This is a genomic window from Exiguobacterium sp. QJM3NY_9 (genome assembly GCF_056173545.1).
Window position 1 is genome coordinate 1,338,316 of record NZ_CM149679.1, and the last position, 13,003, is coordinate 1,351,318.

At 45.4% G+C, this 13,003-nt stretch carries 18 protein-coding genes; all 18 read left to right on the plus strand.

Annotated elements, in window-relative coordinates:
- Positions 1–116: 116 nt before the first annotated feature.
- The 18 genes from AC0VYQ_RS06705 to AC0VYQ_RS06790 all read left to right on the plus strand — a co-directional run bounded on the left by AC0VYQ_RS06705 (position 117) and on the right by AC0VYQ_RS06790 (position 13,001).
- A complete protein-coding gene (locus tag AC0VYQ_RS06705) occupies positions 117–1,655 on the plus strand; it encodes a hypothetical protein (protein ID WP_475404546.1) in 1,539 nt (512 codons plus the stop codon).
- Positions 1,600–2,226, plus strand: a complete 627-nt coding sequence (locus AC0VYQ_RS06710) for a hypothetical protein (RefSeq protein WP_475404547.1) — start codon at positions 1,600–1,602, stop codon at positions 2,224–2,226. Before AC0VYQ_RS06705 ends, AC0VYQ_RS06710 begins: the two co-directional genes overlap by 56 nt.
- Entirely contained in the window at positions 2,223–2,843 is a 621-nt protein-coding gene (locus AC0VYQ_RS06715) for a hypothetical protein (protein ID WP_475404548.1), read from the plus strand. Before AC0VYQ_RS06710 ends, AC0VYQ_RS06715 begins: the two co-directional genes overlap by 4 nt.
- Before the next feature lie 609 nt (positions 2,844–3,452).
- Positions 3,453–3,716 carry a hypothetical protein gene (locus AC0VYQ_RS06720; protein WP_475404549.1) on the plus strand — a complete coding sequence of 88 codons (264 nt, stop codon included), beginning with the start codon at positions 3,453–3,455 and terminating at the stop codon, positions 3,714–3,716.
- An 86-nt stretch (positions 3,717–3,802) separates the two neighbouring features.
- On the plus strand, positions 3,803–4,087 hold the full coding sequence (locus tag AC0VYQ_RS06725; protein WP_475404550.1) for a hypothetical protein: 285 nt from the start codon (positions 3,803–3,805) through the stop codon (positions 4,085–4,087).
- A gap of 39 nt (positions 4,088–4,126) precedes the next feature.
- Positions 4,127–4,885 (plus strand): phage terminase small subunit, encoded by a 759-nt coding sequence (terS, locus tag AC0VYQ_RS06730; protein ID WP_475404551.1) that lies wholly within the window; start codon positions 4,127–4,129, stop codon positions 4,883–4,885.
- Positions 4,882–6,306 carry a DEAD/DEAH box helicase family protein gene (locus AC0VYQ_RS06735; protein ID WP_475404552.1) on the plus strand — a complete coding sequence of 475 codons (1,425 nt, stop codon included), beginning with the start codon at positions 4,882–4,884 and terminating at the stop codon, positions 6,304–6,306. The genes terS and AC0VYQ_RS06735 overlap by 4 nt, the downstream gene beginning before the upstream one ends.
- A 71-nt stretch (positions 6,307–6,377) precedes the next feature.
- Positions 6,378–7,898 (plus strand): phage portal protein, encoded by a 1,521-nt coding sequence (locus tag AC0VYQ_RS06740; protein WP_475404553.1) that lies wholly within the window; start codon positions 6,378–6,380, stop codon positions 7,896–7,898.
- A gap of 3 nt (positions 7,899–7,901) precedes the next feature.
- A complete protein-coding gene (locus AC0VYQ_RS06745) occupies positions 7,902–8,903 on the plus strand; it encodes a minor capsid protein (RefSeq protein WP_475404554.1) in 1,002 nt (333 codons plus the stop codon).
- 13 nt (positions 8,904–8,916) lie between these two features.
- A complete protein-coding gene (locus AC0VYQ_RS06750; RefSeq protein ID WP_475404555.1) occupies positions 8,917–9,552 on the plus strand; it encodes a phage scaffolding protein in 636 nt (211 codons plus the stop codon).
- Between the two features lie 24 nt (positions 9,553–9,576).
- Positions 9,577–9,921: a hypothetical protein gene (locus AC0VYQ_RS06755; RefSeq protein ID WP_475404556.1), complete on the plus strand. Its 345-nt coding sequence runs from the start codon at positions 9,577–9,579 to the stop codon at positions 9,919–9,921.
- 33 nt (positions 9,922–9,954) lie between these two features.
- Positions 9,955–10,962, plus strand: coding sequence for a major capsid protein (locus tag AC0VYQ_RS06760; RefSeq protein WP_393965191.1), 1,008 nt, complete (start codon positions 9,955–9,957; stop codon positions 10,960–10,962).
- A gap of 37 nt (positions 10,963–10,999) precedes the next feature.
- Positions 11,000–11,191 carry a DUF7210 family protein gene (locus AC0VYQ_RS06765; protein WP_475404557.1) on the plus strand — a complete coding sequence of 64 codons (192 nt, stop codon included), beginning with the start codon at positions 11,000–11,002 and terminating at the stop codon, positions 11,189–11,191.
- Entirely contained in the window at positions 11,139–11,486 is a 348-nt protein-coding gene (locus tag AC0VYQ_RS06770; protein WP_475404558.1) for a hypothetical protein, read from the plus strand. The genes AC0VYQ_RS06765 and AC0VYQ_RS06770 overlap by 53 nt, the downstream gene beginning before the upstream one ends.
- Entirely contained in the window at positions 11,483–11,842 is a 360-nt protein-coding gene (locus AC0VYQ_RS06775; protein WP_475404559.1) for a hypothetical protein, read from the plus strand. The genes AC0VYQ_RS06770 and AC0VYQ_RS06775 overlap by 4 nt, the downstream gene beginning before the upstream one ends.
- A complete protein-coding gene (locus AC0VYQ_RS06780; RefSeq protein ID WP_475404560.1) occupies positions 11,839–12,333 on the plus strand; it encodes an HK97 gp10 family phage protein in 495 nt (164 codons plus the stop codon). The genes AC0VYQ_RS06775 and AC0VYQ_RS06780 overlap by 4 nt, the downstream gene beginning before the upstream one ends.
- Entirely contained in the window at positions 12,320–12,811 is a 492-nt protein-coding gene (locus AC0VYQ_RS06785; RefSeq protein ID WP_475404561.1) for a hypothetical protein, read from the plus strand. The genes AC0VYQ_RS06780 and AC0VYQ_RS06785 overlap by 14 nt, the downstream gene beginning before the upstream one ends.
- Positions 12,801–13,001, plus strand: coding sequence for a YqzN/YkzM domain-containing protein (locus tag AC0VYQ_RS06790; protein ID WP_393965185.1), 201 nt, complete (start codon positions 12,801–12,803; stop codon positions 12,999–13,001). The genes AC0VYQ_RS06785 and AC0VYQ_RS06790 overlap by 11 nt, the downstream gene beginning before the upstream one ends.
- Positions 13,002–13,003 lie beyond the last annotated feature (2 nt).

The following is a 13,003-nucleotide window of genomic DNA, read 5'->3' on the forward strand; positions in this document are numbered from 1 at the left end:
AAAAGTAAAATCTAAAATGTCGAAAAATGTCATACGATTTTTTGTGTAGTATCAGGTAAATTTAGCTAAAAACCTTTACCATTAATCAATGTAGATTGATTTTTGGGGGCGTAATGATGGAAAAAATAATGGAGATTAGTATCCAAGATAACATATTGAATGTTTGTTCTAATATAACTACGAACGAAATTTTAAAAAATATGATTAACCTTGATAAAGATGGTTTTCTAAAACGTCATAATGATGAAGTAGAGCAGTTAAAAAAGACTCGATTCAAAGAAAAAAACAATATTACTGAATGTATATTTTTTGTAATTAGTAATAAATATCCTACTCCAGGTACAAAAGCGGATGATTATATTAAGATACTAAAAAACGAATTTTTTAATCAAGGTGAAGGATATATTGATTATTTTGAGGATCAATATTTAAAAAATTTAGAATACCATTTTAATGTTCGAAGAGTGTATGGTATGGATTATTCCCTTGAAGGGTACAAAGATTTAGAAAGTTATATTCATGATGTTTACTCATTATTAATAAAAAAATATAACCCAGATATCTTAGGAGAGTACGTTCCACAAAAAATTACTGATATAAAAGAGAAAGATGGTCATTTTCACAAAATTTGCAAAATAGATAATAAAATTGAAATTTATGAAAAAATAGGAACTATTTACCCTTCTGAAAATTATATTACAAAATCTGTATTGATTAGATATTCCTTTGATTTTGAAAATAACTTTTTTGAATTGGCTTATAATGATAAAACTTTAAAAGATATATGTAATCCTTCTAATGAACGAAAAAAGATAATTTTAGAATCTAAAGATAAAAGAATAAAAATTACAGATAAATTTTTCAACGAAGGAATAGCGAGTATAACTTTATACGATCGAATAAAGCAGCTCGTAGAATCTAAACTCAAATTACATTCTTTGGGTGAGCAATTGGCTTCAATTACATTGAGTGATTCAGATGGAGATAAGAGCGAAAGTTCTGAAGGAAAAAAACTTCAGGTTCTTAATACGGAAACTGAAGCTTATACAAAATCACCGTTTGAACTAGCTATGTATAGAATTTTTAAGGAAGACAGAGATAATTTAATTTCAAAGATACTAGGAGAAGATGAAGAAAAGGACACTAGTGATATCGAAATATTTATAAAGGATAAATTTAAAGATTTTGACAATGATAGTATTAGTATGAGTGTTAAATTTTTAAAGCATATGAAGGCATTTTCTATATTAAAAAAGAAAGCGATGATTGTCAGAGATCTTGACAAATTCATTTTTTCTTTCACTGTGCGTGATTGGGCTGTGACAAAATCTACTACTCGAAATCAAGAGAGACTACCCGTTTATACATCTGATTTTTACTGGCACCTCCAAGAAGTGGTGGATGGTATAAAATTAATAAACGAACTAGGATTACATATCTCAACTTTAATTTCGACAGGTGAAAAGTCTTTTCAAGAAATTAAGATTACGTTGAGTAACGATCACTTAATCTTTGTTTACTATCAAAACAAAAAAAGAGCTAACACTAACAATGGTGTGAAAAATACTTTAACAGTTTCTGAAGCGAGGAGAAACGTAAATGACTATGTTAAAAACAAATTTAGAAGTATTATATCGGAAAAATCCGAATCTTGAAAATCTATATCCATTTGAAAAAACTTTTGAAAAATTAAATAATTTTATTGTTTCGGAAGTTTTAAATGGGAAAGTCTTTTTAAACCCATACAGATTTTCAAATATCTTTGAAATGGAGTTATCAAAAGTTTTTGTTTTATTTATCTATATAAGTTCGATAAGTGATAATAGAATACTTGAATTAAAATATCGCTATACATGTAAAAACAATACTGATGTTTTTCTTACAGAAGATGAGTTGGATGGTTATATATGCGATGAGGATTGTGGATGCGGGGAAGAATTTAATTTAAGAGAAGCAATTGAATCGGAAGCAGTTGATGTACCTATATTTTTCGAACTTGATTCTCACTTAGTCTCGAATATTCTTTCTTCACATAAAGATGAGACTTCTTTTTTTGAGAGAATCGAAGGGGGAATGTACTTTATTGACAGTATAAAAACTATGGAATTTTCTGAAGAAGAAATTAGTTTGTTGAGTAATGATACTGATAAAAATGAAATGATTAGTGAAATGATTTCTCAGCATGATTTTCTAAAAGAAAAAGCAAAAAGGAGCAAACTTTTTTGATTGGATTTACATTCTCTTTAGAGGTTATTGTTCCTGCCTTGTTGTCAGCGTTATTAGCTATATTTATTAGAAGTCTTTACGAACTTGTAAAGAATTTATTTATCGCAAGAAATATAAAAAAATTGCTTGAAGTTGAAATTAAAAAAAATAATAAGTTTTTAAATCATATCGAAAGTATTTTAGATTTCTTAGATGATCCAAAAGAAGGAACTTTAAATATCGGTATTATGAATTTAACTGAAGAAATGTTCAAGGTTCAGTATGTTGATAATAAAGACCATTTTAAAGAAATTAAAACTTTAATCAATTCAGCAGACAGGCAAATTAATTTACTTTCTACTCTGATTTATAAAGATGTTTTTTTGAAAAGTGCTTTAAACTTCCATTCAAAAGAGGATAGATCCATTCATAGAATTTATGTTTTAATTACAGAAATAGAAAAGTATAAAGTATTTATTTCTACTTTTGATAAAGAGAAGAATGAATTAGAGATGTATCAAGCTTACTTTAAAATTTTTGACAACGTGACTAGCTCTTTAAATGAGATTAAAAACTGGGAATCGATAAGAAAAAAAACCTATAAAAAATTAATTGATCGCGTATTATTAATAGACTAATCAAAGATAAAAGTGTTGATACTCTTTTGATACAATCTTGATACAAATCCTTGCCAAAACCGTGATATTCTTGGAATGTAGACGAAGCGGGTGCGGCGAAAGTCGCGCTGTTCTGCACAACATATGTACGACACATACTCACGCAAGACGCCTTGAAATGGACAAGGCGTCTTTTTTTATATGCAGAAATATCCGGGTGAGGATTTGACCTCCCTTAGTCGCCTATCGTTAGCTCCACATCATGCCCCAGATGCCATGCAGCTATCGATCTCATCCGGATGTTTGTACATATAAAGGAGTGATACTCATGAAAAGCAAACCGTATACGATTTGTTGGAAGGTCAACAAGCATCGTAAAGACAAACGAACAGGCGCAGTCACGAGAATCCCGCAAAGTGACTGGCTGAAGTATCTGTGGAACCAAGAGGTAGGTCGAGCGAAGTGATTCGCTTCTTGCCAACAGCGTATGACGCAGCCAAGAGAGAACGTGGATCAAACACGAGGGCGGAGTGGTCGTACGTTGTTGGGAATAAAAAAAGACAAATGTTATACAAAACAGCCAAAACTCTATATGATATGAATTAACTTACATATCAGGGGGAATTAGGGATGGATAAAGTATCTGCAGAAACAATGGCTAAATTTTTAAAGGGAGTTCGGGAAAACGTAGGGAAAAATGTAACTGCAACCGAAATAGGTCTAGTGGACAATCGGGAAATGGCTGACGCCATGCTCGAAGCTCGAAACTACGGTTATATTGACGGTGGAGGACATAGTGAATACGGCAGAGGAAAAGTGATTGTGGTTACAGACGATATTCGAGTGATGGCAGCAGGCACAAGGTTTTTAAAGGAAAATGATGTGGCACTCTAACGAGTGCTTTTTTTGTGCCTTGCAACGAGCTGATAGGAATCGACCTAGTCGGTTCGTCGCAAAGTACAAACGAGAGGAGATTAATCATGACGAAACAGTCACAAGTCGATCAGGAATTGTTCAAACGAGCGGTCGATGCCCTCAAACGAGCCTGGAATGCAGTGAAGGAATTTATCGGGCGCATCAGAGAAAACATTCGCAAGGCATTTGCTATCAGCAAACAGCGGAAATATGCCGTTAAGAGCCGATATGACGCACGAGACGAGCGGCGCATGTCTTGGCATGTGAATCGGATTGTAGCGTCAGAATCGAAGCGTCAGTCTGTGAGAAAGCAGAACGTCACCCGATGGATTGGGCGGCGTCATCAGTAAAAACAACACAATCCAGTAAGAGGAAAAGGCGGTGGGAGAGTGGCGAGACCAAGAGACCCCCGGCGGGATGAGGCTCGTGCACGATGGCTCCGCGCAATTCAAAAAGATCAGACGTACAAGTTGGTCGATCTCGCGAAAGAAATGGATGTCTCACCGAGCGCGATCCGCAAGTGGAAGTCGACAGACCGCTGGGATCATGAAATTGAAAGCAAAGGGAGCGCTCCTAAATCGAATGGGAGCGCTCCTAAACCACGTAAGAGTGGCGCACCAAAAGGAAACAAGAACGCCGCTGGTAACTGGGGCGGTGCTCCAGAAGGCAATAAGAACGCATTGCTCCACGGTTTGTTCCGTCAGTACATCCCGGAATCTATCCTCAGCATCATGGAGGGGACGCAAGAACGGCATCCCGCTGATTTACTGTGGGATCAGATCCAGTTGATGCATGCGAACATCATCAACTCGCTGCAAGTCATGTATGTCCAGGACGCCGATGACATGTCAAAAGAATTGAGTGCGAGCGGTGATTCGAAGGACGAATGGGAAATCCGCTTCGCTTACGAAAAGCAAGCAACCTTCATGGCGTCCCTCGCTACGGCGATGGGACGACTCGATACGATGATCCGCTCCTATGAGAAGTTGACGAAGGGTGACGAGGAACGTGTCCTGAAGCTAGAGAAACTGAAACTTGAGATTGAGAACCTGAAACAATCCGATGCCGATGATGACACGACGTCCGATTGGAAGGATGCGGTGTATGCAGCGGCCGAACGTCGACGGAAGCAGGTACCGGCGCCATGAAGAACGAGAAACCGTTTAACGTACTCGCCAGTATCATTGACGTCTACTGGGATGATCCCGCTGCCTTCGCGGAAGATATCTTGGGTTTTTATCCGGACGAATGGCAACGAAGTGTACTGAATGATTTAGCGAATCGAAACAAAGTCAGCGTCCGCTCGGGTCAGGGTGTCGGAAAGACTGGGCTTGAGGCTGTCGTAACGCTTTGGTACCTGACATGCCGTCCAAATCCGAAAGTCATTGCTACTGCTCCGACGAAGGACCAGTTGTTCACCGTCCTTTGGGCGGAAATCGCCAAGTGGATGGAAAAATCCGAACTATTGAAGCGGCTGCTGAAGTGGACGAAGACGAAAATCTACATGATCGGGAGCGAGGAACGATGGTTCGCGACCGCTCGTACGGCAACGAAGCCGGAGAACATGCAGGGCTTTCACGAAGATTACATGCTCTTCATCGTCGATGAGGCATCTGGTGTCGCAGATCCAATCATGGAAGCCATCCTTGGGACATTGACCGGGGACGAGAACAAAATCTTGATGTGTGGAAACCCGACTCGAACGAGTGGGGTCTTTTTTGATTCCCATAACCGTGACAAGCATTTATGGAGCACACATAAGGTCAGTTCTCTTGATAGTCCGCGGACATCCCGAGACACGATCGAGATGCTCAAACAAAAGTACAACGAGGATTCCGATGTGTACCGGGTCCGTGTCTTGGGTGACTTCCCGAAAGCGGAGGCAGATGCCTATATCCCGCTCGAATTCACGGATCAAGCGATGGGCGTCACAGTGACACCGGTCAAATACGCGGATCTCCACATCGGGATTGACGTCGCCCGTTACGGGGATGACGAGACCGTCATGTATGCCCGTGTCGGGAACAAGGTCGTCGGCCGTCATACTCACAGTAAAAAGGGAACGACCGAAACGACGGGTGAAGCCATCCGCTTTGCTCGCAACACGCTCAACCGCTACCCACACTCACCTAAAGTATTATTCAAGGTCGATGATACCGGCGTCGGTGGCGGCGTCACGGATGGTCTTGAGGAGTGGGTGGATACCCATAACATGCAGAAGTTCGAGGTTCATGGCATTAACAATGGATCGACAGCAGATGACCCGGATGTCTATGACAAACTGGGTGATCAGCTATGGGGCAATCTGCGTGATTTACTCGAGACGAACTTCAGACGTCGCATGCTTGGTGAGGAACCGACCATTGAATTGCTAGAAGACGATAAGCTTGTCTCCCAGCTGACGACACGAAAGTATCGGGTACTCAGCAAAGGCGTCATCAAGGTCGAACCAAAAGAGAAGATGAAGAAGCGGGGCTTGGCTTCGCCTGACCGCGCAGACGCACTGGCCTTGTGCTTTTACGAGCCGGACGGCGGGAAAGGCTTCAGTGCCTTCGAACGTACATTTTAAGCGAGGTGAACCTAATGTGGCATTCGTTCATCGAATGGTTACGCTCATTATTCAAGAAAGGAGGGAGTGACATGGACATGACGAGTACTACAGAGGTCCTGATGAAGAACAAATGGGAAGGGTTAAACCTGTTCATCGCCCAACATGACGGTATCTTGCAAACGATTGTGAAGCAACAAGCCTACTACGATGGGAAACATGCCGTCTTGCTACGAGAACCGAAACGAGCGGACGACCCGAATCATCGACTGGTCATCAACTATGCCAAACTGATCGTCAATCTCCCAACCGATTACATGGTCGGAAAAGCAGTCAGTACGGAAGTCCCAGACAGTGCAGCGGGTAAATATGGAGCGGACATCAACCGGCTACAAGCCTTCCGGACGATCCTTGAGGATGTCCAAGAAGAGAACAGCGACCATCACGTGGATTTCACGACGGTGCGGAACGGTCTGACTGCAGGCGGTTCGGGTGTCCTGTTTTACTTTGATCAGCAACTTAATCTGCGGTATCGGTCTTACCCGCTCAATCGTTTGTTCCCGGTCGTCAATGAGTACGGGGACATCATTGGAGCGGTTCACCGCTATACCAAAGAAGAAGTGGAAAAAGGGAAAACGATGACGGTCGAATACGTCGAATGGTATGACGACACGCATGTGTACTACCTCAAACGAGACGGTACCGAACTGGTCACGGACACACGTAAAGAAGTCCCGGTCGCGTATCATCAGTTTCCACTGGTCCCGATCGCTTGGTTCCGCGGTGACGAAGCCCAGACACCATCCACATCGAATATTCCGGTGGGTGTCTCTGCCATTGATGAACCGAGCATCACGATCATCGACGAAATCAACCGGGCCTTAAGCGATAACTCGAATAAGATGGACGTCTTCAACGATCCGTTCCTCAAGTTCATCGGCGAGATACCCAAACCGGAAGACATGTCGAAGATGCGTTCGTCCCGTGCGGTCGGTTCTAAAAACCCGAGTGCAGCCATCGATTACTTGGCACCACCGATTGATGAAAAGCCGGTCGTCGCTCACTTGAAGGAGCTGACGGATCGGTTATTCGACGTCGCCCAACTCCCGAAGATTTACAAGGACACAGCAAACGGCAATCTATCGGGTGTCGCCATCCAACAGATGTATGCACCGCTTGAGATTGCGACGAATGCCCGGGAGATTCATTTCGATGAGTTCTACCGCCGAAAGAACATGCTCCTGACCTACGGCATCCAAGCCAAGGAATGGATGATCGAGCAGAAGGACACTGTCAGTGAGTGGCAACGTATCGCCAAATCACAAGACGTCAGCACGATCTACAACTGGCGCTGGATTTATTGGACGGTCCATCGCAATCTCCCGATCAACGTCAACGAGTACGTCAAGATGTTGACTGGCTTGAAAGATTTCATCTCGGACGAAACGCTCTTGCAGCTGAATCCGCTGGTCGAAAATGCGACGGAAGAAAAAGAGCGGTTGGATCGTCAGCAAGCGGACCGGAAACAAGCGGACTTGGAAGACATCGATGGCTATCTCAATGGAGCGGATAAGAAGATTCAAATCCGCTCGACGAACGATGACGAGGAATAAACCATGTTACTGACAGCGGAACAACTCGATCAAATGGTCATCGATCAGCAAAAACGATTGATCAAAATCAAGGACAAGGAAATCAAAGTCCTACTCCGTGGCTATGCGGCACTCTTGCGTCAACTCAAAGGAGAGATTGCTTCACTGGCCATCGATGTATCAGGAGAAGACCAACTCGTGTGGGACTGGGCAAAGCTCAACAGCCAACAAACCCGCATCCAAGCCTTGCTTGCTCAGACCAATGTCCACATCGAGGAATTAGCCCGTATGACTGTCGCGATGACAGACAGTATCTTACATGCCGTCACCATGCAGGAGTATGCCTTCAGCGGATATCTGTTGACGATGCAAGGAGAGGGCAGGTTCCCTGTTCTTCCATTGCTCGACAAGGAAGCGATTCATTCGCTCGTCAATCGGGATTGGTCAGGAAAACGATTTTCGAACCGCATTTGGGACAACACAGCACGGTTAGGCAAACAACTGCAGCAGGAATTACTTGCGTCGATGATGCGCGGCGAATCGGTTGCGAAGACGACACGTCGTTTGAAAGAGTTACTTGAGACGGATGCCTATAAGGCGGAACGTCTGGTACGTTCTGAGATTATCGCTGCCGGTAATGCCGCGAAGAAGAAATCCGTCCAAGATTTTATTACGGATCACGGAGCGGACGGCATCGAAGGTATGAAACGTCTCGAGACACTCGACCGAAAGACATGTGCCATCTGTCGTGTCGCTGATGGTCGCATCTATCCGATGGAGTCCATCAGTGAAGCACCGGACATCGAGCATCCGAATTGTCGTGTCACCTATACACCGGTCGTCAAAGGCTTCGAGCAAGTCAGCCGTCGAAATGTCCGTATCTACTTGGACAATGGACGGACGTCGACCGGTATCGCACAGGACATCGACAACTATGCGCAGTATCAACAAAAATTCAACATCCCGACGTACCAGGAGTACCGACGGACGTATGAAGCGGAACGTCAGGCACGTGCCGCAAATTAGGAGGATAACGCTCATGCAAACAGCAAAACCATGGAAACCGACCTATCGTTTGAAACTCCCGATTCAGTTCTTCGCGGAAGATCCGCCACTTGATGATCCACATGCAGGGGACCCGCCGCTAGCTGACCCACCGGCTGGTGATCCACCAAACGATCCGCCGAAAGCCGACCCACCAGTGGACGAAAAGGACAAGCTGATTGCAAAACTACGCAAAGAAGCGGCTCAACACCGCACGAATGCGAAGACCAAGGGTGAAGAGAAGGATAACTTGATTGCTATCTTAAAGAAAGAAATCGGTATCGATGAGAATAGTGATGTCGAAGCGCAGATCAAGGCCGCGAACGAGAAGGCGAATCAACGCATCATCAATGCGGAAGTCAAGGTCTTGGCGAACGAGATGCAATTCATCGATCCATCGGATGCGAAAGTTTTTCTCGACCGCACAGCAATCGAAGTGGACGACGAGGGGAATGTGACTGGCATCAAGGAGGCACTCGAAGCCTTGAAGGCAGCGAAGCCGCACCTCATCAAACAATCGACGACACATCCACCGACGCCTCCGGGTGGAGGGAACCCACCAGCACCGAAGGAAGGCTACGACCTTGGGAAGTCTCTGGCGGACAACTTGAACGGAAAGAACAAACGATAACGAAATTGAGAGGATGACACAAACATGAAACTGACGCCCGTTACAAAGAACTATTCAGCAGGGAAAGAAATTCTTGCGGATACAGTCGGATCCAAAACAATCAACGTCACGTTAGATGTGACGAAATTCCCGACAGGACGCCTGGAAGCAGGGGTAGCACTGCTTGTCGTGACAGCAACGAAGAAAGCAGAACCGTGGGATGACGCGAAAGCCGCTACTGGGAAAGCCGCTGTACTTGGTCGTGAACTGGTCCTCGAAGGCGCGGACGTCGTCGGAATCGGCTATATCGGCGGATACCTCAACGAAGCAAAATGCACCGGTATCACAGCAGGCTTCAAAACGGCCGCTAAAATGATTTCATTCCAGTAATTCATCTGAAAAATAGAAAGGGTTGAACCCAACATGCCAACATTCTTAACATTGCAAGAATTCAAGCCTCAAACGTTGCTAGGTCTCGTCGAAAATCGTGAGGTGCCGTTCACACCGGTCCTACGTTCCTTCTTACCGCTCGAGCCGATGTATTCGACGAACTTCATGTACGACATCATGGACGCGACACGTGTGACTGCTGCCGCTCTCAGTGAGTTCGGAGCACCTGCACCGTTCCGCGACAAAAAGAAACTCGCTCAAGCGATGGGTGAAGTTGCAAAGATCCAACACCGTATCCGCTTCAGCGAGCGCGATCAGCTCGAATATACTAACGCACGAAACGATCGTGAGAAACAAGCGGTCCTCGTACGTGCTTTGACGAACGTCGCGGATCTCCGCCTCGGTGTGGAGTACACGGAAGAACTACTCCGTGCCGCTGCCATCTACGAAGGAAAACTGGTCTACGATTACGAGGGCGTCAAACTGGATATCGACTTTGGTATCCCAGCGGAAAACAAATTGGCACTGACTGGAGCGGATAAGTGGGATCAATTCGATACGGCGAACCCGCTCGAAGACTTGATTGAAGCCTCCCTTGCTTTCAAGGAAAAAAATGCTGGACAGATGCCGCTTGAAATCCACATGCCGTTTGCGCAGCTTCGTGAAATCATGAAAGCAAAAAGTACGGTCGACGCCATCAAAGGTGTAGCGGGTGGAAATGTGCTTCCGCGAGACATCGACGATTATTTGCAAGCGAACATGTTACCAGGCATCAAGACGAACGACCAGGTCGTGACGATGCCGGACGGAGCAACAACGAAACGTTACCTTCCAGAACGTCGAATCGTTCTGATCGGGACGGCGACGGACAACCAACTCGGTTATACGGCACAAGGACCGACCATTGAACGGAACGGTGAACCGGGTATCTTCGTCAACCCATGGGAAAAACAAGAGACGAAAGACGAAATCATCGAAGTTGGTGAAGCGGCTTTCCCAGCGCTCCAGCGTCCGAATGCCATCTACCACATCAACGTTTGATTTTTGCGCCACTCGACTCGAAAGGAAGTGAGAACACATGAAAGTAACAGCTCTTACGAACGTCAAGCATAAAGGTAAGATTCATAAAGTTGGTTCGAAACTGGATGTCGCTAAAGCAATCGTGGAAGATTTGCTATTGCTTGGAGCCATCGAACCGCTAGACGGAGGTGCCGACGATGATCGTGATGACAACGACGGAAGCGATAGCGAAACTACCGACCTTAAGTAATCTGCCCGAAACAGAGTTAGCCGCTGCCTTGACCCGAGCCATCATCGAGGTTGAGCAGCGGTTTTTAGTCAAACGGATTCTGTTACCGCTCCCTGTACCGGAACCCATTAAGTTAGCGGTCTGCTATCTCGTCATGGACGAGGCGGTCCCAAAACTTAAGAGTGTCGAACGATCGGATTACAAGGAAACACGGGAGACATCGAATCAATACTTGAACAAGGCGTTACTCTTTCTTGAACCGTACCTTAATCCGTTTGAACCGGAACCAGAGTCATCGGGTGTGGTGTTCCTATGAACCCGTTTGATCCGTACGAATCACTCCTGTTTCAACGAGCAGACGTCTTCCGGATGACGCAATCGACCGCAAAGTACAATGCGACGTCGAAGCGGACGGAAGTCTTGCACGATATCCCAGTTGGTTTAGCGGAGCAAGAGAACCGGCTCAGCGTGTCCTATCAGCAGAATGAATTGAATCGCCGCTTTTTGGTTCATACGAAATTGCCGCTGTTAGCCGGCGATGAACTGCAGATCTACTCGAATGATCGATTGCATGCATACGGGACGTTCACTTGTGGGCGTCCGTACGCGGTTCATGATCACGTGGGCATCCATCATTACGAGATTCCGGTCGAGGCAGTGGATAGCGCATGAGCGATTTTGAGTTTAAGTTGGATGACCATCGTCTGTTTGAGCGGTTCAATGCACAGCGTGACCAGTTCGATGGTGAGTTGGAGCGCATCGGGAAACTGACTGCGTTCGCTTTTCTCGATCGTGTGTCCGCTGTCGCTCCGGTCATGGACGGGCGGTTACGCAATTCACTGGTCGCCGCTGCAAGCGGTTCGAACGGTGGAGATGCAATCTTTAAAGTGCAAAAAATCAAAGGAATACAACTGGTGTTCGGCACGAACGTCGAATATGCCGACTGGGTCGAGAACGGTCACCGGCAATCCCGGCGATTCGTCCCCGGTGAATGGAAGAATGACAAGTTCGAATATCGTCCGGACCATGATGGTGGCATGTGGTTGACGCCGATGACCGTCATGGGAAAGCATTTCTTTAAAAACGCCTGGCATTCATTTGAGAGCGACGGTAAGAATTTTATTAATCGTGAATTGGAGGCATTTTTCGATGAGCTACTTTGATAGTGATCAGTTAGGTGTCCAAGACGTACGATCCGTGCTTAAGTTCGTGCAGGACACCACAGGCATCCGCGGATATGACCGGCCAGTCGAGCAAGGGGCAGAACGCCCCTTCTTCGTGTTGGCTCCGCCGCGGGGAACACCTGAGATTTTCAGCGCAGGTTGGTATCGTTACAAACCGATGATTCTCGGTACGCTATTCGTTGACGAGCCTTACAAGATGCAAGAGTTCGTCTCACGGATTGCGACCTTACTCATGGTCGGCTGCCAAGAGATCCCGTTGATCAGCGTCGATGCTGAGGGGAACTGGATTGAAGCGGACGGGAAGCTGGATGATTGCGAGTTTTTGAATACGTTGATCGCTGACGATGCCTTGAACTTTCAAATCATCGGTCAGCGGTACGTGTCAGAGCGAGAGGTTGAACTGCCATCCCTCGATACCGCACTATTTAACAAGGAGTTGAACACGAATGGCACGTAAACAAGCCATCGAAGCGGGAACAATTGCTTCAGAAGAACCGATTTATCCGATAGAAGAACTGATTGGGGCGCATGCTGCACTCGGTTATCCGCGTCATCTCGTCGTTGGTGCCTTATTCGGTCAGCCAGAGATGTCGCAATCCGATGCTATTGAACGCATCGAAGCATTTAAACAGAAAGAGGTGCAATGATC

What these genes read in the sequence shown, in the direction of transcription:
- AC0VYQ_RS06705 (WP_475404546.1), top strand. Translation starts at nt 117, where the DNA reads ATGGAAAAAATAATGGAGATTAGTATCCAAGATAACATATTGAATGTT.
- AC0VYQ_RS06710 (WP_475404547.1), top strand. Translation starts at nt 1,600, where the DNA reads ATGACTATGTTAAAAACAAATTTAGAAGTATTATATCGGAAAAATCCG.
- AC0VYQ_RS06720 (WP_475404549.1), top strand. Translation starts at nt 3,453, where the DNA reads ATGGATAAAGTATCTGCAGAAACAATGGCTAAATTTTTAAAGGGAGTT.
- AC0VYQ_RS06725 (WP_475404550.1), top strand. Translation starts at nt 3,803, where the DNA reads ATGACGAAACAGTCACAAGTCGATCAGGAATTGTTCAAACGAGCGGTC.
- AC0VYQ_RS06735 (WP_475404552.1), top strand. Translation starts at nt 4,882, where the DNA reads ATGAAGAACGAGAAACCGTTTAACGTACTCGCCAGTATCATTGACGTC.
- AC0VYQ_RS06740 (WP_475404553.1), top strand. Translation starts at nt 6,378, where the DNA reads ATGGACATGACGAGTACTACAGAGGTCCTGATGAAGAACAAATGGGAA.
- AC0VYQ_RS06745 (WP_475404554.1), top strand. Translation starts at nt 7,902, where the DNA reads ATGTTACTGACAGCGGAACAACTCGATCAAATGGTCATCGATCAGCAA.
- AC0VYQ_RS06750 (WP_475404555.1), top strand. Translation starts at nt 8,917, where the DNA reads ATGCAAACAGCAAAACCATGGAAACCGACCTATCGTTTGAAACTCCCG.
- AC0VYQ_RS06755 (WP_475404556.1), top strand. Translation starts at nt 9,577, where the DNA reads ATGAAACTGACGCCCGTTACAAAGAACTATTCAGCAGGGAAAGAAATT.
- AC0VYQ_RS06760 (WP_393965191.1), top strand. Translation starts at nt 9,955, where the DNA reads ATGCCAACATTCTTAACATTGCAAGAATTCAAGCCTCAAACGTTGCTA.
- AC0VYQ_RS06765 (WP_475404557.1), top strand. Translation starts at nt 11,000, where the DNA reads ATGAAAGTAACAGCTCTTACGAACGTCAAGCATAAAGGTAAGATTCAT.
- AC0VYQ_RS06770 (WP_475404558.1), top strand. Translation starts at nt 11,139, where the DNA reads ATGATCGTGATGACAACGACGGAAGCGATAGCGAAACTACCGACCTTA.
- AC0VYQ_RS06775 (WP_475404559.1), top strand. Translation starts at nt 11,483, where the DNA reads ATGAACCCGTTTGATCCGTACGAATCACTCCTGTTTCAACGAGCAGAC.
- AC0VYQ_RS06780 (WP_475404560.1), top strand. Translation starts at nt 11,839, where the DNA reads ATGAGCGATTTTGAGTTTAAGTTGGATGACCATCGTCTGTTTGAGCGG.
- AC0VYQ_RS06785 (WP_475404561.1), top strand. Translation starts at nt 12,320, where the DNA reads ATGAGCTACTTTGATAGTGATCAGTTAGGTGTCCAAGACGTACGATCC.
- AC0VYQ_RS06790 (WP_393965185.1), top strand. Translation starts at nt 12,801, where the DNA reads ATGGCACGTAAACAAGCCATCGAAGCGGGAACAATTGCTTCAGAAGAA.